Source organism: Rhodococcus sp. JS3073 (assembly GCF_026810085.1).
GTDB classification, from domain to species: domain Bacteria; phylum Actinomycetota; class Actinomycetes; order Mycobacteriales; family Mycobacteriaceae; genus Rhodococcus_F; species Rhodococcus_F wratislaviensis.
On record NZ_CP113951.1, the window covers coordinates 5,889,247 to 5,913,691 of the forward strand.

The 24,445-nt window shown below is 69.2% G+C and carries 8 protein-coding genes; 3 read left to right on the forward strand and 5 right to left on the reverse strand.

Annotated features, from left to right (window positions below; genetic code table 11):
- Positions 1 to 5: 5 nt before the first annotated feature.
- Positions 6 to 722: a M50 family metallopeptidase gene (locus OYT95_RS26655; RefSeq protein WP_112302496.1), complete on the forward strand. Its 717-nt coding sequence runs from the start codon at positions 6 to 8 to the stop codon at positions 720 to 722.
- On the opposite strand, the gene OYT95_RS26660 is transcribed toward OYT95_RS26655, so the two are convergent.
- Together OYT95_RS26660 and OYT95_RS26665 are read right to left on the reverse strand one after the other, a co-directional pair.
- A complete protein-coding gene (locus OYT95_RS26660; protein ID WP_268789585.1) occupies positions 657 to 15,362 on the reverse strand; it encodes a non-ribosomal peptide synthetase in 14,706 nt (4,901 codons plus the stop codon). The genes OYT95_RS26655 and OYT95_RS26660 overlap by 66 nt on opposite strands.
- Positions 15,363 to 15,497: 135 nt before the next feature.
- A complete protein-coding gene (locus OYT95_RS26665) occupies positions 15,498 to 16,505 on the reverse strand; it encodes an NAD(P)H-dependent glycerol-3-phosphate dehydrogenase (protein WP_037225735.1) in 1,008 nt (335 codons plus the stop codon).
- A gap of 106 nt (positions 16,506 to 16,611) precedes the next feature.
- Between OYT95_RS26665 and OYT95_RS26670 the strand changes: the two genes are divergently transcribed.
- Positions 16,612 to 17,280: an Rv1157c family protein gene (locus tag OYT95_RS26670; protein ID WP_268789586.1), complete on the forward strand. Its 669-nt coding sequence runs from the start codon at positions 16,612 to 16,614 to the stop codon at positions 17,278 to 17,280.
- 8 nt (positions 17,281 to 17,288) lie between these two features.
- Here the strand turns inward: OYT95_RS26670 and OYT95_RS26675 are convergent, their stop codons facing one another.
- The 3 genes from OYT95_RS26675 to OYT95_RS26685 all read right to left on the reverse strand — a co-directional run bounded on the left by OYT95_RS26675 (position 17,289) and on the right by OYT95_RS26685 (position 22,385).
- Entirely contained in the window at positions 17,289 to 18,578 is a 1,290-nt protein-coding gene (locus OYT95_RS26675; protein ID WP_268789587.1) for an HNH endonuclease, read from the reverse strand.
- A 164-nt stretch (positions 18,579 to 18,742) separates the two neighbouring features.
- Positions 18,743 to 19,579 (reverse strand): class I SAM-dependent methyltransferase, encoded by an 837-nt coding sequence (locus tag OYT95_RS26680; RefSeq protein ID WP_268789588.1) that lies wholly within the window; start codon positions 19,577 to 19,579, stop codon positions 18,743 to 18,745.
- 103 nt (positions 19,580 to 19,682) lie between these two features.
- A complete protein-coding gene (locus tag OYT95_RS26685) occupies positions 19,683 to 22,385 on the reverse strand; it encodes a helix-turn-helix transcriptional regulator (RefSeq protein ID WP_268789589.1) in 2,703 nt (900 codons plus the stop codon).
- A gap of 122 nt (positions 22,386 to 22,507) precedes the next feature.
- Here OYT95_RS26685 and OYT95_RS26690 point away from each other — a divergent pair, with 122 nt between their 5' ends.
- On the forward strand, positions 22,508 to 24,442 hold the full coding sequence (locus tag OYT95_RS26690; RefSeq protein ID WP_268789590.1) for a 2-oxoacid:acceptor oxidoreductase subunit alpha: 1,935 nt from the start codon (positions 22,508 to 22,510) through the stop codon (positions 24,440 to 24,442).
- Positions 24,443 to 24,445 lie beyond the last annotated feature (3 nt).

The window sequence follows — 24,445 nt, forward strand, 5'->3', positions numbered from 1 at the left end:
CGCCGATGACTGGAATTCAATCGCTGTGGGAGCGCATGAGCGCCGTCAGCCCCGCGCCGGCTCCCTGGATCGTTCAGGTCACGGCGGTGGTGGCGGTGATACTCGTCCTCGAACCGCACGCCTGGCGGCTCACCCGCAACGTGGTGACCATCGTGCACGAGGGCGCGCATCTGGTGGTCGCCCTGCTGTTCGGCCGAACGCTGAAGGGGGTGCGGCTGCACTCGGACACGTCGGGTGTCGCCATCTCGTCCGGTAAACCGACCGGGCTCGGCGTGGTCCTCATGACGTTCGCCGGTTACGTGGGTCCCGCCGTTCTGGGGCTCGGCGCGGCCTGGGTGCTGGGCACCCAGCACGCGGTCGCGGTGCTGTGGATCGGTGTCGTGGCTCTCGCGGCCATGCTGATCCTCGTCCGGAACCTGTACGGCTTGTTCTCCCTCACGGTGGTGGGGGCGCTGCTGTTCGGACTCGTGTGGTTCGGGACGCAGGACCAGCAGGTGGCCGCGGCATATCTGATCACCCTGTTCATGCTCGTCGCCGCGCCGCGCCCGGTCCTCGAACTGCAGCGGCAACGCGCCCGCGGCGCAGCCCCGGAGTCGGATGCGGATCAGCTGGCGCGGCTCACCCGCGTTCCCGGCATCGTCTGGGTGGCCTTGTCCCTACTCGTGACGCTGAGCTGCCTCGCCCTGGGTGGATGGTGGATTCTCCGTCCCGTCGGCGGCTGAGGCGCCCGCGAGGTATCCGGCCAGGATCGGCCCGATGACGGCCAGCGCTTCCGGGTCGGTCATCCGCGCGTGAGGGCGGTCGACGGTGTGGGCGATCACGTCCCCACCGATCCACGGTCGCCACGTCCCGCTCGCTGCAACAGGTTGGGATCCGTCCCCGGCAGCGCCGAAGAACACCAGGCTCCCATCGAAGTGTCGCGGAACGAAGTCGGCGGCAGCGTCGACGACGTCGACGTAGTCCTCGTACAACCGGGTCAGCTGCTCCGGCCCGAGCTGCTCCGACGCCGCGCCGCCGAATTCCGTGAGCAGTTCCGGCAGTGTCGGTGCCGGGGTGTCCCGCTCCGCCGACGCGTAGCTGTCGATCATCGCGAGCACACCGACCTCCTCGCCGACCGTGCGCAACTCGACGGCCATCGCGTGCGCGATCACGCCCCCGACCGAGTACCCGAGCAGGTGGTACGGCCCCCGCGGCTGCACACGGCGAATCTCTTCCACGTATCGATGGGCCCGCTGGGCGATAGACGAAAACCGTTCGACGGGCACGGTCACGGCGGGGGACTGCACACCCCAGACGGGACGGTCGGGGCCGAGATGCGCACTCAGTCCCGCATAGCACCAGGCCAACCCGATGGCCGGATGGATGCAGAACAGCGGCTCGCGACTGCCGTCCGGATGCAGCGGCAGCAGCACCCCGAGCCCGGCGGAGGTGTCGGAGGCCGCGGCGAAACTCGACGAGATTCTCGCGGCGATGCTCTCCGCGGTCGCGTCGGCGAAGAACCAGTCGAGCCGGACCTCGACCCGAGTCGTGGCGTGCAGCCGTGACGCCGCCCTGGTCGCGGACAGGGAGTTGCCGCCCAGTTCGAAGAAATTGTCGTCCAAGCCCACCAGGCCTGTGCCGAGAACGTCCGCGAACACCGCGGTGACCAGTTTCTCGGTGCGGGTCGTCGGGGGACGGAACCGCTGCGCCCGTGGCACACCCGGATCCGGAAGCGCCCGCCGATCCAGCTTGCCGTGCGGTGTCGACGGCAGCGCCGCCAGCACCACGATCTGGTTGGGCACCATGTACCGGGGCAGCCGCTGCGCCAGTTCCGCCGACACGGCACGGGTATCCACCACCATGCCCGGACGCGGCACCACGTAGCCGACCAGCCGGGCGCCCGTGCCGGCTGATTCGTACACGGCCGCCGCGGACTGCGCGACGGCGGCATTGTGTCGCAGCGCCGTCTCGATCTCCTCCAGTTCGACGCGCTGGCCGCGGATCTTCACCTGGAGATCGCGCCGGCCGAGGTAGTCGATCGTGCCGTCGCTGCGGCGACTCACCACGTCGCCGGTCCGGTACATCCGGTGACCGGGCGGTCCCCACGGATTTGCCGGGAATCGGGAGGCCGTCACCCCCGGCTGCCCGAGATAGCCGCGCGCCAACTGGGCACCCGCCAGGTAGAGCTCACCCGGAACGCCGACGGGCACCGGATGCAGCCGCGAATCCAGGACGAGCACGCCGACGCCCCTCTGCGGCACGCCGATCGGGACGGTCGCGTCCACGGTTTCGACGACCGTACGGGTCACGGCGACCGCCGTCTCGGTCGGGCCGTACTCGTTGTACAGCACGGCGGCCGGGCACCGCGCGTGGACACTGTGTGCCGTGCCGGGCGGCAGGACCTCCCCGCCGCAGGACACCTGTCGCAGTGACGTGAGGTCCGCGTCGGGGATCGCCAGGATCTCGGCCAGCATCAAGGGAAGGAAGTATCCCGCGGTCACCCGGTGCCGTCCGATCAGCCCGGCGAGATGCCGCGGGTCGCGGTGGCCGTCCGGTCGAGCGATCACCAGCCGCGCACCGGCGATCAGCGGCCACCAGAATTCGCGGACCGAGGCGTCGAACGTGTACTGCAACTTGAGCATCACCGTGTCGTCCGCGCCGAGCGGGTCGGTGTCCTGACGCCAGTTCAGGAAGCTCACGACGGCCGCATGGGTCACGACGACACCCTTCGGGGTGCCCGTCGACCCCGACGTGTGGATCACGTACGCGGGGTTCTGCGCCCGCAGGGGCGCGATCCGGTCCAGGTCGGAGATCGGCGACGGATCGATACCGGAGAGGTCCACCCGGTCGATGACGGAGAGCAGCGTCTCCGTGGGCAGGACGTCGGAGAGGTCGAACCGATCGCGCTCGGTGGTGAGGACGGCGCGTGCGGCCGACGACCGGATGACCCGGGCGTTGCGCTGAGCGGGCTGATCGGGGTCGATCGGCACGTACGCCGCCCCCGCCTTCGCGACGGCATACATTCCGACCAGGAGATCGACGGAGCGGCGAATCGCCAGGCCCACCATGGCTTCCGGGCCGACGCCGGCGCCGATCAGGTGCCGGGCGAGGCGATTGACCTGTTCGTCTAGTTCACGATAGGTGAGTGTTCGGTCTCCGGAGACGACGGCGATCGCGTCGGGTGCGGCGGCGACCTGCCGCTCGAACAGATCGACGAGGGTCTCACCGGAGGACGGCGCCGAGGTGGGGATGTCCGGGTCCGGATCGAGGAGGGCGAGGTCGCCGACGGCCGTACCCGGTTGTGCGACCGCCTCGCTCAACGTCCGGATGAAGCGCTCGCCGATGTCCGCGACGGTGTGGTGGTCGAACAGATCGGTGGCGTACGTGAATACGGCTGCGCGCCTGGGACGTTCCGTCCACGGGTCCGGATCGGCGGTCACGGTGAGTTGCAGGTCGAATCGGGCCGACCGGGTAGGGGGAGCCATCGCCGACACCCGGAGTCCGGGCAGGGTGAGCTGGGCGTGATCGAGGTTCTGGAACGCGAGGGCCACCTGGAACAGCGGATTGCGTGCGCGTGACCGGGCGGGATCGAGCACCTCGACCACGGTTTCGAACGGAACGGTGGAGTGCGCGAACGCGTCCAGGTCGCCTTCTCGTACGCGGCCGAGCAGTTCCGCGAAGCTTTCCGCGGGAATCACCTGGGTGCGCAGGACCAGGTTGTTGACGAACATGCCCACCAGTTCGTCGAGGGCCTGATCCCCGCGTCCCGCGACGGGAGTGCCGATCACGATGTCGGTGGATCCGCTGAGCCTCGCGAGGAGCACCGCGAACGCCGCGTGCACGACCATGAACGGGGTGACGGCAAGGGTCGTGGCGGTGTGCTCGACCGCACGGTAGAGAGCGTCGTCGAGCGCGAATTCGACTGTGCCGCCGCGGTGCGACGCGATGGCGGGATGCGGCCGGTCGGCAGGGAGGGACAGCTGTTCCGGCGCACCCGACAACGTGTCCTTCCAGTACGACAGTTGCTGCGCGGCAACGGACTGTGGATCGTCGCGGTCGCCCAGCAGTTCGTGCTGCCACAGGGTGTAGTCCGTGTACTGGACGGGCAGTTCGGCCCACCGCGGCGCCGCGCCCGAGACCCGCGCCTGGTAGGCGGTCATCAGATCGCGGACGAGTAGCGGCACCGAGAACCCGTCCGCGCTGATGTGATGGATCATGACGGCGAGCACCCACTCGTCGGGGGCGAGGGCGAACAGCCGTGCACGGATCGGCGGTTCGGCGCCCAGCGCGAAACCCTTCGACGCGAACGTCGCGACCCGCGCGCCGACGTCACCGCGGGGCACGGGTGCCGGTCGGAGCGTGGGAGCGGCCCGCGACACCGGGACCAACTGCTGGTACGCGACGCCGTCGTTGTCGGGATACAGGGTGCGCAGCGGTTCGTGACGGCCCACCACGTCCGCGACGGCCGCGGTGAGGGCATCGACGTCGAGTGTCCCGGTGAGCCGCAATGCCATCGGGATGGTGTATTCGGGGGAGCCGGGGGCGAGGCGGGCGAGGAACCACAGTCGTTGCTGCGCAGGCGACAGCGGCACGCGGGCGGGGCGCGGACGCACGGTCAGGGCGACGTGCGTCGCGCCGTCGGTCTGCTCGGCGACGGCCGCCGCGAGCGCGGAAACGGTCGGCGTGTCGAACAGCGCGCGCACCGGCACCGTCGTCTCCAGCGCGGCACCTATCCGGGATGCGGCACGCGTGGCGGACAGGGAACTGCCGCCCAGGGCGAAGAAGTTTTCGTCGCGCCCCACGAGGTCGAGTCCGAGCACCTCGGCGAACGCTGTCGCCACCACCCGTTCGGCGGGCGTGTGCGGCGCCTCGAACTCGGTGGCCGCAGGAACGGGGTCGGGTAGTGCCGAGCGGTCCAGCTTCCCGTTCACGGTGAGCGGCACTGCGTCCACCACGACCACCATCGCGGGCACCAGCGGCGTCGGCAGGCGCGTCGCCGCGAAGCGGATCAGCTGATCGGGATCGACTGTCTCGTTCCGTGCCGGGAGCACGTACGACACGAGTGCGTCGACGCCGTCCCGCAGTTCACGCACATCGGTCGCCGCGAATCGCACGGCCGGATGGGTGAGGAGGGTCGCGTCGACCTCGCCGAGTTCGATTCGGACGCCGCGCAGTTCGATCTGCGAGTCGTTGCGGTACAGATACTCGATCGACCCGTCGCGACGCCACCGGCCCACATCACCCGTCCGGTACATCCGCTCCCCGGAGGTGGCGAACGGGGAGGCGGCGAAGCGTGCGGCGGTCAGCGCGGGCCTGCGATGGTAGCCGCGTGCGACGCCCGGCCCGCAGATGTAGAGTTCGCCTGCCACTCCCGTCGGCACCGGGTGCAGACGCGAATCCAGCAGAAGCACGGCGGCGCCGCGGACCGGACGGCCGATCGTGACCGGCTCGCCGGCCGCCATGGGATCACTGATACTCGTCATGATCGTCGTCTCGGTCGGACCGTAGCCGTTGTACACGGCGATCTGTTGCTGCGCCGCCCACACCGCAACGAGTTGTGGCGGGCAGGGTTCGCCGCCCACCACGACGACCCGCAGGTCGTGCAGGCCGCGCGGGTCGACGGTCGCCAGCACCGTAGGCGTGGTGAACACGTGGCTGACCCGCTCGCGGGCCAGCAGGTCCGTGAGTTGATCGTCGCCCCGGACCGTCGGCGGTGCGAGCACCAGGCAGGCGCCCGTACCGAGCGCGAGCAGCATCTCCAGCACCGCGCCGTCGAAGCTGGGAGACGAAGCGTGCAGCGTGCGCGACGACGCCGTCACCGAATACCGGTCCCGCTGCTCCGCAGTGAAGTCGGCGAGACCGGTGTGGGTCACCACCACTCCCTTGGGGTTTCCCGTCGAACCGGACGTGTAGATCACGTACGCCGGATGGCGCGCATCCAGCGGCCGAGCACGGTCGGCATCGGTGACCGGGGCCGAAGAGTAACCGCGACATTCGGTTCGGAAGTCCGGGTCGTCGAGCACCAGCCAGTCCGTATCGTCCGGCAGGGCCTCGCGGTCCGCGGCGGTGGTCAGCCCGAGGGCGGCGCCGGAGTCGGCCATCAGATACTCGACCCGCGCGGCGGGGTAGTGCGGGTCGACGGGCACGAACGCGGCACCGGTCTTCGCGACCGCCCACACGGAGACGACGGACAGGGCGGACCGCGGCACCCCGAGGGCCACGAGTGCCCCGGGTCCGACCCCACGCAGCAGCAGGGCGCGGGCGAGCCGATTCGACTCGGCGTCGAGTTCGCGATACGTCATCGACCGGCCGTCCGCGGTCAGCGCCGATCCTCCCGGATTCTGCCGGGCGGCGGCGGACATCAGGTCGGGCAGGGTGCGTTGCGGCAACGACGGCGGTCCGTCGTGCCGCGCCCGCTGCTCCGCGACGTCCCGCACGTCGACGTCGCCGATCACGACGGCCGGGTGTGCCAGCGCGGCCCGCAGAATGCGCTGGAATCGGTCCGCGAATCCCGCGACCGTGGCGTCGTCGAACAGATCGGTGGCGTAGGTGAAGACGCACGACAACGGTCCCGGGTCGCCCGCGTCGTCGACCGATTCGGTGACCGTCAGCTGCAGGTCGAATTTCGCGGTGTGCGTCTCGATCTCGACGATCTCGGCGGAAACCTCCGGCAGATCGATCACGACCGGCACCGTGTTGTGATAGGCGAGCGCCAGCTGGAACAGTGGATTGCGACTACGGGATCGAGCGGGCGCGACCGCCTCCACAACTTCCTCGAACGAGACGTCCGCGTGGGCGTACGCGGCGAGATCGACGTTGCGCACGCGGGTGAGTATGTCGGCGAACGTGTCGTTCAGCGCGACGTCTGTCCGTAGCACCAGTGTGTTGACGAACATCCCGACGAGGTCGTCGAGTGCGCGGGGCCCGCGTCCCGCGGTAGGCGTGCCGACGACGATGTCCGAGGTATCGCCGAGCCTGGCCGCGAGGACGGCCAGCGCCGCGTGCACCACCATGAACGGAGTGGCGTCGTTCGTGCGCGCGAGAGCACGAATCCGCCGATGAATCTCGGCGTCGAGAGTGAACTCGACGCTCGCGCCGCGGTGCGTCGCGACGGGCGGGCGGACACGGTCGAACGGCAGAGGGAGCAGTTCGGGCAACCGGGACAGGGTCTGCGTCCAATACGCGAGGCCCCATTGTCCGTCCTGCATTTCATGCTGCCAGAGGGCGTAGTCGGCGTATTTGACGGGAAGGGGCGTCCAGACCGGAAGGTCGCCCCGCGCCCGAGCGCGATACGCCGTCATCACGTCCCGGGCGAGCGGTCCCAGCGAGAACCCGTCGGCGCTGATGTGATGGACGACGAGGGTCAGTACCCACTCGTCCGCGCTGACCGCGAGAAGTTCGGTGCGAACCGGGGGTTCGGCAGTGAGGTCGAATCCCGCCGACAGCAGGTCGCGCACCCGGCCGACCGGGTCCGTCGTCTCCCGCACCGTGCACGGCGGCACCGCGGAGGCGGGAAGAACGTGCTGGCAGGGGATTCCGTCGTGCTCGGGGTAGACGGTGCGCAGGGGTTCGTGCCGTTCGATCACGTCACCCACCGCCGCACACAAGGCCGATTCGTCGAGCGTGCCGGTGAGGCGGAGCACGACGGGAATGCTGTCGGTGGCCGAGCGGCCGTCGAGACGGTTCAGGAACCACACTCGCTGCTGGGCGAGGGACAGCGGCACGTGGGCGGTCGGGGCGTGGGGGACGAGGGGCGGCCGCTCGGTCTCGTGTGTTCGTTTCGCGAGATACTCGGACAGTTCAGCGACCGTCGGGTGGTCGAACAGTTCGCGGATGTCGACGGACGTTCCCAGCGCGGCTCCGACGCGGGCGACGGCCTGCGCCGCGGTCAGCGAGTTTCCGCCCGCCGCAAAGAAGTTGTCGTTTCTTCCTACCCCGCCACTGCCGGTGACCTCCGCGAACACGAACGCGACCACGTCCTCGGTGGGGGTGGCGGGCGGATCGGATGCAGTCTGCGCGGGCGCCGGTTCCGGTAGGGCGGCGCGATCCAGCTTTCCACTGGTCGTCAGCGGCATCGCCGGGAGCGGAACGACGGCGGAGGGAATCATGTAGGCCGGGAGCAGACCGGCGAGACGGTCGACGATCCGGCGCTCGTCCGGCGCCGCACCGTCCGCGGGCACGACGTAGGCGATCAGCCGGTCTCCCGTTTCCGGGTCGCGGTGCACCGTGACCGCCGCGTGTGTCACCGCCGGGTCGGACGTGAGTGCGGACTCGATCTCGCCGGGTTCGATGCGCTGGCCGCGGAGTTTGATCTGGAAGTCGCTGCGCCCGAGATACTCGAGCCGGCCCGACTCGTTCCACCGCACCACGTCGCCGGTGCGGTACATCCGGCCGCCCGTTGCGCCGAAGGGGTCGGCCACGAAGCGTTCGGCGGTCAGATCGGGGCGCCCGGCATATCCGCGCGCCACATACGCACCGGCGAGGTACAACTCGCCCCTCGTCCCGACCGGCACCGGTCGGAGCCGGCTGTCGAGTACATACGTACGTATGTTGTGAACGGGACGGCCGATCGCGACCGCGGTGCCGAACTCGTTGCTGTCGAACAACTCCGAGGTCGCCGCCGCCGCCTCGCACGGGCCGTACCAGTTGTACAGCCTGGCGGTACTGCGTTCCCTGAATCGCGATGCCGTCGCCGCGGACAGAGGTTCGCCCGCCGAGTACACGCGGCGCAGCGTCGAGAGCGCCCGCGGCCCGCACTGGTCCAGGAAGGCGTCGAGCATCGACGGAACGACATGGAGAGTCGTGATCGACTCCTGCGCGATGATGCGGGCGAGGTAGCGGGGATCGCGGTGGCCGCCGGGTTCGGCGATCACCACCCGTGCACCGGTGTGCAGGGGCCACAGCAGTTCCCACGCGGAAATGTCGAAGGTGAGCGGGGTCTTGTGCAGTACCGCATCGGAACCGTCGAGCGGAGTCAGCGTCTGCGCCCAGCGAAACTGGTTCACCATCATCTCGTGGGTCACCGTCACGCCCTTGGGCCGGCCGGTGGAACCGGACGTGTAGATGAGGTACGCGGTGTTCGCCGGATGCAGCGGTGCGCGTCGCTCGGAATCCGTGATCGATCGGGGGGCGTACCCGGTGAGGTCGAGCAGATCGAGATCCACGACGGCGACTCCGTCCGGGACCGTGCGATTCCGGGAATCGGACGTGAGGACCAGCGCGGGTGCGGCCGCGTCGATGACGAGTGCCGTTCGCCCGAGTGGATGCTCGGGGTCCATCGGCAGGTAGGCGCCGCCGGCCTTCAACACCGCGTGCAGCGCGACGAGAAGCTGAATCGAGCGGGGAGCCGCGACACCGACGACGGTTTCCGGTCCGATTCCCTTCGCGACGAGATACCGGGCGAGCCGATTCACCCGTGCGTCGATCTCCGCGTACGTCAGTCGACCCGGGCCGAAGACCACCGCAACGGCCTCCGGGGAACGCGCGACCTGCGCGTCGAACAGGTCCACCAGGGTCTGCGAGGGCACCGGTGCGTCCGTCGCGTTCCACGTGCGCAGAACCCGCTCCCGCTCCTGATCGCCGAGGAGGTCGAGCCTGCCGAGGACGACGTGCGGATCCCTGCCGATGCACTCGAGGACGCGGCCGGCCCGGGCGAGCAGGGCTTTCTCGTCGTACCGTCGCGACCGGCACTTCGCCGTCAGCCGCAGGGTCCGGGACACCGTCACCGCGAGCGTCACGGCGTAGTGCGAGGCGTCGTGTGCGCGAACGCCGTCCAGCGAGAGTTCGTCCACGGGTTCCGGCAGCGCGGTGCGGTCCACGGGGTACGACTCGAACGCGACCAGCGTGTCGAACAGCGGCGCCACGCCGACCGCCTGCTGGATGTCCGCCAGACCCAGGTGCTGGTGTTCGAGGAGACGGACGTGGTCGGCCTGCAGGCGGGTGAGCAGTGCGGCGGTGTCGATGTCGGGGTCCAGCGGAATCCGCACGGGCACAGTGTTGACGAACAACCCCACCGCACGCTCCACACCGGCGAGGTCCGCGGGCCTGCCGGACACGGTCGCGCCGATCACGACGTCTCCCCGGGCGGTCGCCTGCCCGAGAACAATTCCCCAGGCCGCCTGCACCACGGTGCTCATCGTGACGCCGAGTTCTGTCGCTCGCGCGGTCAGCTTGCGGGTGTCGTCCTCGCTCAGATCCAGCACCGCCTCGGACGTGCTGGGGGTGGGCTCGGCCAGGGCGGCAGGCTCGGTGATGCCGTCGAGTTCCGCGACCCACGCCCGCGCCGACGCGGCGGCATCCCTCGCCGCCAGCCATTCCAGGAAGTCGCGGTACGGGCTCGAATCCGGCGACTCGGTGCGGACCTCGTCGCGTTGGTAGGCGGTGAAGAGTTCGCGCACCAGCAACGGCATCGACCAGCCGTCCAACACGATGTGGTGGGCGGTGATCGCCAGTTCGGCGCGGTTCGGCCCGCGCATCAGCAGAATGAACCGAATCAGCGGTGGGGCAGACATGTCGAAGCGGGTGGTGCGGTCGTCGAGCAGGATCTCCTCGGCACCATCGTCCGTGAGGTCGACGTGCCGCCACCGCAGCGGCACGTCGTCGAGCACGAGTTGCACCGGGACACCGCGACTGTCGCGCACGAACGCGGTGCGCAGGTTCGCGTGTCCCGCGACGACAGCGACGCACGCGCGCCGGAGCCGATCCTGATCGAGGCGCCCGGACAGGGTCAGGATCACCTGCATCGCATACGGATCGACATCCGTGCCCGCGAGCGCCGCGTGGAACAGCAGGCCCGACTGCAACGGCGTCAGCGGCCACACGTCGAGCAGACCTGGACGGTCCCGCTCCCACTCGTCGATGTCGTTCCGGTCCACGGCGACGAGCGGCAGATCGGACGGGGTCAGGCCACCGGCGTGCGGAGAACGCGCCACCGCGGCGAGCGCCGTCAGCGCCTGCTCCCACAGATCGGCCAGCGCCCGCACGTCCTCGGATCCGATCGCACCCGTCGGGTATGCGAAGGTGGCGTCGAGGACGCCGTGGGTGGTGAGCGCGGTGATGTCGATCAGCGCGGTGACCGGCATCGACGGCTCGGCCGACGAGAACAGGGTCGTGCCGTCCCGCACCGGGCGCCAATCACGTTCGGTCTCCGAGGTATCGAGACGACCCAGGTAGTTGAAGGCGATCTGGCCGACGCCGCCCCCCGGATACCGCAACAGCCCGTAGCCGACGCCCTTGTCGGGCACCGCACGCAACTGTTCCTTGACCAACTTGATCGCGGTGCTCGCGGAGCGGCCGCCCGCGAACGCCTCGTCCAGGTCGACGTCCCCGAGGTCGAGGCGGATCGGATAGATGCTGGTGAACCACCCGACGGTGCGGGAAAGGTCGGCGCCGGGGAGCACCGCCTCCTCGCGGCCGTGGCCCTCGAGCCGGATCACCGGCGCGGTGGCCGGTCGTCCCCGCCGGCGCTGCCACTGCGCGAGGGCAAGGGTGAGGGCGGTGAGCAGTGCGTCGTTGACCTCACAGCGGAAGGCGGCGGGGAGTCCGGTGAGCAACGAGTGCGTGACGGTCGCAGACACTTCCGTGTGGATCCGCTCCACGGTGGAATTCACGTCACGCCGCGCGTCGCGGGGGCGGGTGCCGAGCGGCGAATCCTCGTACGCGGTCATCTCACGCCAGAACGCCAGCTCGGACCTGCGGCCCGTCCGCTGCGCCTCCTCGATCAGGCCGTGCGACCACCGGCGCAGCGAGGTGCCGACCGGTGCGAGAGTGGGCGATACCCCCGCCTCCACCTGCGCCCACGCTGCAGCGAGATCACCGATCAGGATTCGCCACGAGACCCCGTCGATCACCAGGTGATGGGCGACGAGGAGGAGCCGCCCGGCGCGGGTGGTGTCTTCCGGTCCGGGGTCGAGCCAGACGCACTGCATCATCACGCCCGCAACCGGATTCAACCGGCGGATCGCGGACTCGTGTTCTGCCCGCGTCCGCTGCGCCGGGTCGGCGTGGGCGGACAGCGGGACCCGCAGGATCGTGCCCTCCGGCAGCGGTGTGCCTGCCGGGCTCACGGTGAGAAACGCCGTCCCGTCCGAGCGGCGCACGAGGCGCGCCCGCAGTGCGTCGTGCCGATCGACGACGGCGCCGATCACACAGTCCAGCGTGTCGGGATCGATAGCGCGTGGCAGTTCCACCACCACGGCCTGGGCGTATCGGTCGATGACGCCTGCTCGGTCGAGGAGGAATCGGGCGGCCGGGGTGAGCGGCATGTCGCCGATCCCGCCGCCCGGAAGTTCCGCGAGGGTGGGTCTGTCGACGTCGTTTCCGGCCACTTGGCCGAGACGGGAGATCGTCCGCTGCTCGAACACGTCACGCGGAGTGAACGAGAATCCCGCACGCCGCGCTCGGGAGGCCAATTGGATCGCCATGATGCTGTCGCCGCCGAGCGCGAAGAACGACTCGTCCACACCGAATTCGGACGTCCCGAGGATGTCGGCGAAGAGGGCGTGGAGCGTCCGTTCGCGCTCGGTGTCGGGCGCGGTCCGGGAACGTGACCGGAGGCTGTGCTCGGGGAGAGCGGCGTGGTCGAGCTTGCCCGATGGGGTCAACGGAATGTGGGGGAGCACGACGACGGCGGCCGGCACGAGATGCGGGGGCAGTTCGGCGGTGAGGAACGACAGCAACTCCTGCTCGGTCACGGTGTCGGCGCTCACCACATACGATACGAGCTGATCGCCGGCCGTCTGCGTGCGAATCACGGTGACGGCGAATCGAACCGCCGGATGCCGGCGGAGTGTGGCGTCGATCTCGCCGGGTTCGACGCGCAGACCCCGGAGGTTCACCTGTTCGTCGCTGCGTCCGAGGTACTCGAGTTCGTGGTCGCGGGTCCAGCGGACGGTGTCGCCGGTGCGGTACATGCGGGTGCCCGGCGGCCCGTACGGATCGGCGACGAACCGTTCCGACGTCTGCCGGGCATTGCGGTGATAGCCGCGGGCCAGGGCGGTCCCCGCCACATACAGCTCGCCGACCACTCCGACGGGGACCGGACGGAGCCGGTGGTCGAGGACGACGGCCCTCGTTCCGTGGATCGGCCGGCCGATGGTGACCGGTCCCAGCTCGGCGAGGGGCTCGCTGACCGTTGCCATGACCGTGGTCTCCGCCGGACCGTACGCGTCGATCATCCGGCATCGGGAGGCCCACCGAGACACCAGTTCCGGTGGACACTTCTCACCGGCGACGACGAGGGTGCGCAGACCTCCTCCGGGTTCCATCGACGCCAGGACCGACGGGGTGATCACCGCGTGTGTGACACGTTCGGTGGCTATCAGCTGCGCCAGAGGGGCACCGCCGAACACTGCGGGTGGGGCGATGACGAGAGCAGCGCCGGAGCCGAAGGCCATCAGCATCTCGAAGACGGAGGCGTCGAAGCTCGGCGAGGCGACATGCAGTACCCTTGCCGCGCTGTCGAGATCGAGCCGGGTTCGCTGTGTGGAGACCAGATTGGCGATTCCGCGGTGGGTGACCACGACTCCCTTGGGAACTCCCGTCGATCCGGAGGTGTAGATGAGGTAGGCGGCGTCGTCGAGTCGTATTGCCGGCGTAGGGAAATCGTGGACACTCGAGCCGACTGTCTCATCGAGCAGTAGCCACTCGGGTTTGTCCGGCAGTGTGGTTGCGTACTCCGCGGACGTCAACCCGACTGCCGCGTGGGAGTCGTCGAGCAGGTGCTGAACGCGGGGGACCGGGTAGTTCGGATCCACCGGCAGGAAGGCGGCCCCCGTCTTCGCGACGGCCCACACCGCGCAGACGTAGTCGGACGACCGAGGCAGAGCCACCGCGACGATGTCGCCGGACCCGACGCCACTCCGCGCCAGCGCCGCAGCGACTCGATCCGATCGGCCGTCGAGTTCGCGGTAGCTGATCGTGCGGCCGGCGCTGACGACGGCGGTCGCGTCCGGATGCTGTGCGGCGGAGGCGCGGAACACGTCGGCGAGCGTGACCGGGACGCTGTCGGGAGGTCCGGGGAAGGGGACCAGCGCCGCGGTTTCGTTCTCGGTGAGGACAGGGAGTCGACCGATCGGGTGGGCGGCATCGGCGTCGAGAAAGTGCCGGAAGTATCGCAGGAATCTCGTGTGGTGTCCCGCGAGCTCGTCTTGCGAATACAGTCGCGGGTTCGCCTTGAAATCTAGGTGCACACGTCCGCGGGGACCGTACCGATACAGGTTCACCAGGAGGTCTTCGATCGGACCCGAGGACAGCACATGCAATTGGCTCCGCAGCGAACCGAGTTCGAACTCCTCGGGGAACAGCATGATGTTGACGGCGGGGCCGAACAGTCGCGGCCCGGACACCGTGTTCCCGAGGTCCGCGCGGATGTCCTCGTGCCGGTACCGCTGATGTCGCAGGGCGCCCGACATCACGAGTCGCGTACGGGACACCAGATCGCCGATGGTCGCCGTCCCCGCGGACGTGATGCGCAGCGGCACCACATTGGACACCATGCCGCCGGACCGGCGCAGCGCCGCCGTCGTGCGGGCCGACACGGGCAGGCTGAGCGTGACGTCGTCCTCTCCGGTCATTCGCGCCAGATAGCCCGCGACCGCGCAGACGGTGAGCGTCGCGGGATTGACGCCGTGCGCTGCCGCGCATTTCTCGAGCTGATCGACGGCCTTGGTGCTCAACGTTCCGCTGACGTCCCGGGAACCGGCGGTCGCCGGGGCGGATCCGCGCGCGAGGGTGCTCGCGTGCGTGACACCGCGCATCGTCTCGGTCCAGTAGTCCCGGTCGGACTCCCGGCGGGCGGAGGTGCGGTAGTCGGTCTCGAGTTCCTGGATGCGCCGCAGACCGACGGGCCTGCTCGCGGGTGGCGGCAGTCCGTGCACCGCGGCGGTGTAGAGCGCGGCGATCCGGTAGAGCATCGTGACGGACCCGAAACCGTCCATCGCGATGTGGTGGGCGCGCGAATACCAGAAGTAGTGGTGGTGCCCGACGTGGAGAAGGAACGAGACGGTCAGGCGGTCACGTTGGATGTCGATCGGATCGGCGGTTTCGGTGCGCATCCACGTGTGCGCCGACACCTCGGGGTCCGGCGTATCCCGGAAATCGAGGTAGCCGACGGGAGCGTCCAGGCTCGATTCCACCCATTGCAGCGGTTGCCCGTCGACCTCGGAGATCTGCAGGAAGAACGACTCGAACTCGGCCGCCGCCCGGACACACGCGGACGTCAGGACGCCCCGGTCGAGATCGCCGTGGATGTCGACGTACTGGGCGACCGACACCGGAACCGTGGGCTCGACGTGCTGCGCGAGCCACATCCCCGTTTGCGCGGGTGACAAGGGGAACGCGCGCGCCGACGAGTCTCCGGGACCAACCGAGGTCGGTGAACTCATCGCTTACTTCTCTCACGCATACGTCCCCGCACGACGCTGCTTGCTGGGGTGCCTCCATTCAGGAGTCTGCCCCAGTTTTCTAGGAGATTGCTTAGAAACGTCTAGATAGTGCTACTGCCGGTTGCAGTTGTGCGGTCACGCCACCTCATGCTCGCCGCCGGCAGCGACTTTCCGCAGGCCACGGTAGGCGCCCTCCGGCGTCTGCCGACCCGCGACCACCGCCTCGACCTCGGCGGCGATGGGCATGTCCACGTTGTAGTCGCGGGCCAGCTCCATCACGGTGGGGGCGGTCTTCACACCCTCGGCCACCTGCCCCAACTTGGCGACCGCCTCGTCGACCGTCATGCCGCGGGCGATGAACTCGCCCACCCGCCGGTTGCGCGAGCTCGGGGCCATGCACGTGGCGATCAGGTCTCCCACCCCGGTGAGTCCCGCGAATGTCCGCGGATTCGCGCCCATCGCCTCACCCAGCCGGGTCATCTCGGCCAACCCTCGTGCCAGGACCATCGCGCGCGTGTTGTCGCCGACGTCCAGACCATCGGCCATCCCCGAGGCGATGGCCACGATGTTCTTCAGCACACCGCCGAGTTCGCAGCCCAGCACGTCGGTGTTCCGGTACACGCGGAACACGGCGGACGCGAACAACGGCTGCAACGCGGTGGCCACCCGAACGTCCTGGGTGGCGACGACCGACGCCGCGGCGAGTCCGTCGACGATCTCCCGCGCAATATTCGGGCCCGCGAGAAGCCCGACCGGGTGACCGGGCAGGCACTCGGCGATCACCTCGGTGGGTCGCAGTCGCGTTCCCGGCTCCAGCCCCTTCGCCAGCGACAGCACCGGCACCCACGCCCGCACCTCGTTGGCGATCTGAGCGAGGGTGCTGCGGACGGCGTGCGACGGAACCCCGACCACGAGGACGTCGGCTTCCTGGGCCGCTTCCACCAGGTCGGATGTGGAGCGTATGGAGTCGGGGAGTGGGCGGTCGCCGAGATAGCGGGAGTTGCGGTGCTCGTTGTTGATCTCGTCGGCAGTATCCGAGTTCCGCGCCCACAGCAGGGTCGGTGTGTTGTGGGCGGCGAGACCTGCCACCGTCGTTCCCCACGAGCCGGCGCCGAGCACGACGACGCGCACCGGGCGGGCCATTACCGATCACCCATCGAGTTGATGCTGTCCATGACCTCAAGCCTGGCACTTGCCGGACGTTCACGAAGCTGATTCGGCAAGTCCCTGTGGCCGCTAGCATCCATTCATGCGTGGACGAATTGCTGGACTTGCGGCGTGTGTCGGTGTGCTCGTCTCCACAGCAGCCGGTGAGGCGCACGCTGCACCCCCGCCGCTCGGCGACGTGGCGGCAGTGCGAGCCGCCCTCCAGTCGGCCGCCATGCCGATCAGCACCCGCACCGCGGAGTCGATCACGACCACCATCGGGCGCATCGCCGCGGACACACCGCGCTACAACTACTTCCCCCGATCGGTTCATCTCGTCGAGGGCACAGCCCAGCCATTCCTGTACGACACCACCGCCGCCGACTGCCTCCCGGCCGGCTTCGGAGAGCAGAACGATTCGGTCGGTATCGCCCGCGCGGTAGCCGGCCCCGCCGTCGACGAGAACCTGCCTGTCCCTGTCATTCCGCCGGGGAAGGTCAATGTCTTCTTCAGCGGGATGAACACGGCAATGTCGTCGCCGCTGCAGGCCGACCTCGTCGAGGTCGCCTGGCTGAACCTCACCACCATGCAGTCGGGGCGAGCGCCGCTGTATCAGGAGCGGCCCGCCGATTACATCGTCACGCTGTCCAACACCCTCGAGACAGGCAGGGGCACAATCGTGTTCGTCGTCTTCGGGAGCATCCTCGACAACACCAGCCGGGCGTTGCCGCCATGTGATTACGCCCCGGTGGTCGGCGTCGTCCAGGCGTGATCGCGCTGTCATGACGCGCGCAGATGCGCCGGGTCGGGGAGCGGCGGCGCCGCCGAGCGGTAGTGGTGCCCGGTCGGGGTGCCCACGTCGATGAGGTGGGTGCCGCCGGGGTTGTGTACCGGGCGGGCAGTCCAGCCCGGCGCTTCCTTCGCGTAGTTGCAGGCCTCGCACAGCCCGGACCCGTTGTCCGCCGTCGTGGCACCGGATTCTCGGCGGGAGCGAATGTGGTCGTGGTGCCGGATCGGCGCATCACACCACGGCGTACGACACGTCCGGTCCCGCAGGTCGATCAGCGTTCTCAGGCTTTTCGGGAACGTGCGCGACTGCGATTCCATCGCCGTCAACGCCCCCGACTGCGGACACGAATACACTCGCCGCAACGACGTCTCGGTGTCTGAACCGACCGCATCCGCCACCAGTCGCCGCGCGATCCCCGCCGGCAACGGCCCGAACCCCTGCAACTGCGCGGCCTCGTGCCCGCCCGCCAGCAGTGTCTCGTCCGAAAGCACGAGGTTCACCGCCACCGGAACCCCCGACGCCACCGCCTGCCCGGTGCCGCGGTCGAACAACAAGTCCACCATCAGCTGATTGCGAGTACGACCACCACTGTTCCCGGTCGCAATGAGACTGTCCGCATCTCGACCCAGCGTGGCCTGCAAGCACACCGCCTGCTCGACCGGCATCAGCACGCTCAGGTAGGCCATCGAGTCCGGCGCCGGCCGTGTCGTCACCCGACGCTCCGACACCGCTTTGCGATGCCGGGCCACGACCGCCGCGGCGTCGAGTTCGACCGCCAATGCTTTCGCCCGTGCGATCAGCCCGCGGTCCCCGACTCCGTCGAGAGTGGCCGGGTCCGAACACAACCGGCGGTCCACGATGCCCCGATCTTGCGCCGACAGGCATGCCGTTTCGCGCACCAACAGGGTGGCACGCCATTCGTTCAGCCGACCGGTCTGCAACAGGGCCAGGGTGTGGGGCATCTCGTGCACCAGAGCCTGCGCGAAACCGAGGTGACGGCCGCCGCGGTTCGGGGACTCTCTGCGCGCCAACGCAATCTGCGAGGCGATGCCGCGATCCCAATCCGCTCGCGGCAACCCCGCCGCCTTCCGGTCCGCGCGGATGCGGGTGGCGACGTCGTCGGTGATCACCGCCTGCGCCGCACACCCGACCGACTTCAGCATCTCGATCGCATCGAGTAGGTCGATCCCCAACCCCGCATCCCCGTCGGCGGAAACCACTCGCAGCCGGGCCGCGAACGCACGCAACTCGGCCAGATTCGGCGCAATCACATCCCCCACAACCAACCTCCCCCAAGGTTATTCGAAACTGTGTTCGACTCTAGCAACCGAGTTCGGACCGGGCAATACCCGAATCGCCGACTGGGAAACGTGTGCATGGTCGGGGTGGCAGGAGGCCGGCGCTACCAACCCGGGCAACGAGAGCACGATCGTGGTCGACCTCGCTACCACTTCCGTGCGGTGAGGAGGAGGTATTCCCAGTTCATCACGGTGCCGTCGGTGCCGTGGTCGAAACGACGTGCGAGATCGGCGAGTTCGTGGTCCAGCGCGGCGACTCGGGCGGGGTCGTCGGCGATGTTCCGGTACACGGCGATCGTCGGACCGTAGCGGGTCTTGAAGTAGTCACGGAAGTCCTCGGGCGACCGGAACTGATCGATGCGCACGGTGTGCCGGGTGGCCACGATGTCGGTGACGCGGTGGCCGAACAACGCCCGGACGTGTTCCTCGCGGCCCCACAGCGGCGGGGGCTGGGCGCCCGGCGGGGGCGGGGGTGCATACGGTTTCATCGTTGCGAACATCTGGCCGATGAAACCCTCGGGGGTCCAGCTGAGCAGGCCGATCGTCCCTCCCGGCCGGCAGACGCGGACGAGTTCGTCGGCGCTCGCCTGATGGTGCGGGGCGAACATGACACCGACGCACGACATCACGGTGTCGAACTCGTTGTCGGAGAACGGCATGGCCTCGGCATCGGCTTCGCGCCACTCCACCTCGGCGCCGAGTTCGGCGGCCCGGCGGCGTCCGGCGTCGAACAGTTCGGGGGTGAGGTCCCCGGCCACGACGCTCGCGCCGTACAGCGCCGCAGGGATGGCGGCGTTGCCGGAGCCGGCCGCGACGTCGAGAACACGGTCACCGGGCCTGATCCGGCTCGCCCGGACCAGGGCGGGCCCGAGGCCGGCGATGATGTCGGTGGCGAGGGCGGGGTAGTCGCCGAGAGCCCACATGGCGCGGTGTTTGTTCTTCAGGTCGCGGTCGGCTTGCACTGCGTCGATCGTGTCATCCATCTCGGTACTCCGGTGGGTCGGCTGCATCGGTCGAGATCCAGCCTGGCCCGACGACGAGGCCCCGAACAGGCACCCTCGGGGTAGGTTCCCGTCACCCCGGACGTCACTCCTGGTCGCGGAACTGCGCCGCGAGTTCGCTGCGCGAGCGGATGCCGAGCTTCGCGTAGACCCGGGTCAGGTGGTACTGCACGGTCTTGACGGACAGGAACAACTCGCCGGCCGCCTCCTTGTTGCTGGCGCCACCCGCGACGAGTTCGGTCACGGCCCGTTCCTGCGGAGTCAGTTCCTCGAGCGTGAACCGGCTGCGTTTGAGGTTGAGGCCCCCGGCCTTGAGTTCACGGTCGCACCGCTGCACGTAGGAGGTGGCTCCGAGCGCGAAGTACCCCTCCCGGGCGGCCTGCATGACGGCGTCCGCTTCGCGTCGCTTGCCTGCCCGGCGCAGGGTCTGGCCGTACGCGAAGTTCACCCGGGCGCGATCGTAGGGGAGGGGAAGGGTATCGAGGTGCGTCAAAGCCGTCTCGAACACGTCCCGGGCGGCGTCGATGTCGCCGCGCGCCCCGGCGACGCGACCGCGGGCGTAACCGAGACGAGCCATCGCCGACCGGTGCCCGCGCTCCGCGGCGCGTTCCTCGTGCGGGGTGAGGAAGGCGTCCGCGTCGTCGACGCGACCGGCCATCACGAGCGCGTTCGCGTAGACGTCGGGCCACTGCCAGAAGCCGGGCTCGTCGATGCCCTCCCGCGGTTGCAGACGGGTGAGTGGCTCCAGCGCCCTGATGACGGTGGCGTAGTCGGCCTGCACTTCGGCGCACTGGGCGCGTGCCAGGGAGGACGGAATGAACATCATCGGGTAGTCGTGCGAACTCGCAGCCGCGAGGCGGAGGTGCTCGTGCGCAGCGGGCCAGTTTCCGCGCAGCGCGTGCGTCTGCGCCCCGGTCCAGTGCACGAGGGGCCGGACGAGGTCGAGCGCGGCGTCCTCGAGCTGGTGTCCCGCGCGGTCGACCGTGGCGATGGCGCCGCTCCAGTCGCCGAGGGCGAATTGCGTTCGCGCCAGCCAGGCCTGCGCCCACAGCGAGATGCGGGTCGAGCCCATCCGGAAGGCCGTGGGGACGGCGCTCTCGAGTTCCTGACGCGCCGATTCGGGATCGTCCAGCGCCAGATCGAGCCAACCCCTGGCCATGTCGAAGCGCTGGGACTGGGCGCCGAGCGCGATCTTCGCGGACAGCGTGTCGTAGGCGGCTCGTGCCTCCACGATCCGACCCGTGGCAGCGAGTCCGAGTCCCATGATCGCGGCGGATTCGACGGCCGACGGATCGCCCGGATCGACGAGAGCCACGGCCCGGCTGGCCCATTCGACGAGGTCCGGTCCGTGCCAGCGGACGAGTGAGTCCAGGACCCGGCGCTGGCAGATCAGTGCGGCCGTGCCCGGATCGGTATCCGGGTCGCATGCGGTCCACGATTGGGTGAGCAGCAGATCGGCCTCGGCGGGTCGTCCCCTGAGGATGGCGAGATAGCCGAGCACGGCGTCGCGTAACGGACTCTCGGGGAAGCTCTCGATCTCCGGCGCGAACGCCAGTGCCTGGGGAAGGTTACTGGCACCGACGAGAGCGTCGACGGCCCGGATGAGGCGTTGTTCGCGTTCGCCGCGGTCCGCGGTGAGGCGGCTCGACTTGATCAATGCGTCCGCGACGGCCGACCACGCCCCGACGGTTGCCCTCTGCGCAGAGTAGGTGTCCAGTTCGTCCGCGAGCGCCGGGTCGGCGAACGGTGCCGCTGCGGCGCGATGGTCCAGTCGCCTGCCCTCGTCCTCGACGATCCGTGCGGCATGATCGTGCAGGTCGCGCAGTCGGATCGGCCCGAGGCTGCGGTAGACGGCGGCGCGGGTGAGCGGTGACGGGAAGGTCAGCACGGTCACGCCGCGACGCTCGCCGACGGTGAGAAGGCCGGCACGATGGATTTCGTCGAGCGCTTCCACCGGGTTCTCGATTCCGGCGAGTGCGGCGGCGTCGGCGAATCGGGGATCCCCGGCGAGTACCGCCGCCGACTCGACGAGCGCCCGGGCAGGCGCTGAGCACGCCGACAGTTGTGACTGCACTTTCGCCGCGAATATGCGGGGCACCGGGAGCACTGGCTGCCACTGGTCCCAGGCGCTGGGATCGACTTCCTGCAGAAGTTGCGTGAGGTGCCGCGGATTTCCCGCAGTGTGCTGAACGAGCTGGTGGGCCACCGGGGCCGGAAGGTCGATATGCGCAAGGGTATTCGCAAGTCTGCGGGTGCCGGACGCATCGAGCGGACGGACGTGGATCCGATGCCGGCGATGCCGGTCGAGGAGGTCGAGGACGTCCGCGGGAATACCGTCGGGAGGTTCCGAGTTCGCGACGAGGACGATCATCGCGGGTCGGTCGAGCAGATGCACGGCGGAGGTCAGCGCCTGCAGCGAGGCGAGGTCTGCCCAGTGCGCATCGTCGAGCACGAAGACGAACGGCGCGTCACCGGCAGGCGGATCGACTGCCGCGACGAGTTCGCGGGCGACGTCCAGTGGGTCCTTCGACGTCACGGGGGCACCGAGCAGCTGTTCGGCGACGCCGAAGGGATGGCCCGACGCCCACGGGGCGCAGACCGCGGAGAACGCCGGCAGGTCGGGATGCACCGCGAGGAAGTGTTCCATCACAGTGGTCTTGCCGATGCCCGGCACGCCTTCGACGACCACGACGACGGGCGCGTTCTCGCCCGCCTCACGCAGCATCGCCTCCAATTCGGCGAGTTCGCGGGAACGCCCGACGAGCTCGATGTTCCCTGGGTCACTCACACCACTCACCGTATCGCGACGCCTGATTTCGGCGTGTTCCTGGCGAAAACTGGGAACGCTTGTACCGTGAGGTTAGAAGCTGCTGGTCAGAACGACTACGAGTCGAAGGATTCGGTGCATTCATGACGACGGAGGCGAACTCCACGAAGTTGGAGCGAGTGGCGATCCGCTTTGCCGGAGACTCCGGCGACGGCATGCAGTTGACCGGCGACCGGTTCACGTCGGAGGCGGCGGCGTTCGGCAACGACCTCGCCACCCAGCCCAACTTTCCCGCCGAGATCCGGGCGCCTCAGGGCACGCTCCCCGGTGTGTCGTCGTTCCAGATCCAGATCGCGGACTACGACATCCTCACGGCCGGCGACCGCCCGGACGTCCTGGTCGCCATGAACCCGGCGGCGTTGAAGGCGAACCTGGACGATCTGCCGCGCGGCGGCATGATCATCCTGAACACGGACGAGTTCACCAAGCGGAATCTCGCGAAGGTCGGATACGCCATGAGCCCCCTCGACGACGACTCCCTCGAGGACTACGTGGTGCATCCGGTGGCGATGTCGACGTTGACGGTCGGCGCGGTCGAACCCGCCGGACTGAGCCGGAAGGACGGCGAGCGGGCGAAGAACATGTTCGCGCTCGGACTGCTGTCGTGGATGTACAACCGCCCCACCCACAGCATCGAGCGGTTCCTGCAGACCAAGTTCGCAGCGAAGCCGCAGATCGCGGAGGGCAACCTGCTCGCGTTCAAGGCCGGGTGGAACTACGGGGAGACGACGGAGAGCTTCGCGACCACGTACGAGGTGTCGGCGGCGACGCTCCCACCGGCAACGTATCGCCAGGTCACCGGGAATACGGCCCTGGCCTACGGGGTGGTGACCGCGGGACGGCTGGCGTCGCGGGACGTCTTCCTCGGCACCTATCCGATCACGCCGGCGTCGGACATCCTGCACGAGCTGAGCAAGCACCGGAATCTCGGCGTCACCACGTTCCAGGCCGAGGACGAGATCGCCGGAATCGGCGCGGCGCTGGGCGCGTCGATCGGGGGTGCGCTCGGTGTGACGAGCACGTCCGGACCCGGACTGGCGTTGAAGAGTGAAGCCATCGGGCTGGCGGTGATGACGGAGGTCCCGCTGCTCGTCATCGACGTCCAGCGCGGCGGCCCGTCCACCGGGCTCCCGACGAAGACCGAGCAGTCGGATCTGTTGCAGGCAATGTACGGACGCAACGGCGAGTCGCCGGTCGCCGTGATCGCGCCGCGCTCACCCGCAGACTGTTTCGATGCCGCGGTCGAGGCCGCCCGGATCGCGTTCACGTACCGCACACCGGTGCTGTTGCTGTCGGACGGCGCCATCGCGAACGGCAGCGAACCGTGGGCCATCCCGGACGTGTCCGAACTGGACCGGATCGACCCCGGCTGCGACACGGCACCACCGGTGGACGGCGAATTCGCACCGTACGCGCGCGACCGGGAGACGCTCGCCCGTGCCATGGCGATACCGGGAACGCCCGGGCTCGAACACCGCATCGGCGGACTCGAGAAGGCCGACGGCAGCGGCGACATCTCCTACGATCCCGCCAACCACGACCTCATGGTGCGGTTGCGTCAGGCCAAGATCGACGGAATCGCCGTTCCCGACGCGGTCGTCGACGACCCCTCGGGTGAGGCCGACCTGCTGCTCGTCGGGTGGGGCAGCTCGTACGGGCCCATCGGTGAGGCCTGCCGGCGGGCCCGCCGCGAGGGCAAGAAGGTGGCCCACGTGCACGTGCGCAACATCAACCCGCTGCCCGCCAATCTCGGTGCGGTGCTGCGCAGCTACGGGACCGTCGTCGCACCGGAGATGAATCTCGGCCAGCTCGCGATGATCCTCCGTTCGAGGTTCCTCGTCGACGTGCAGTCGGTGACGAAGGTGCGGGGACTCGCGTTCCTCGGCGACGAACTGCACGACGTGATCGACTCCGCTCTGGCCGGAACATTGCGTGAGCACGAGCTCGCGAAGACCACCGGCGCGCTCGCGTCGGCGACCTACCGATCGACCGGACCCCGGTGGGAGGAATCGGTGTGACAC

Excerpts from the sequence above, each read along its gene's own strand:
- OYT95_RS26660 (WP_268789585.1), bottom strand. The coding sequence starts at position 15,362 with ATGAGTTCACCGACCTCGGTTGGTCCCGGAGACTCGTCGGCGCGCGCG.
- OYT95_RS26680 (WP_268789588.1), bottom strand. The coding sequence starts at position 19,579 with ATGGATGACACGATCGACGCAGTGCAAGCCGACCGCGACCTGAAGAAC.
- OYT95_RS26670 (WP_268789586.1), top strand. The coding sequence starts at position 16,612 with ATGCGTGGACGAATTGCTGGACTTGCGGCGTGTGTCGGTGTGCTCGTC.
- OYT95_RS26655 (WP_112302496.1), top strand. The coding sequence starts at position 6 with ATGACTGGAATTCAATCGCTGTGGGAGCGCATGAGCGCCGTCAGCCCC.
- OYT95_RS26665 (WP_037225735.1), bottom strand. The coding sequence starts at position 16,505 with ATGGCCCGCCCGGTGCGCGTCGTCGTGCTCGGCGCCGGCTCGTGGGGA.
- OYT95_RS26690 (WP_268789590.1), top strand. The coding sequence starts at position 22,508 with ATGACGACGGAGGCGAACTCCACGAAGTTGGAGCGAGTGGCGATCCGC.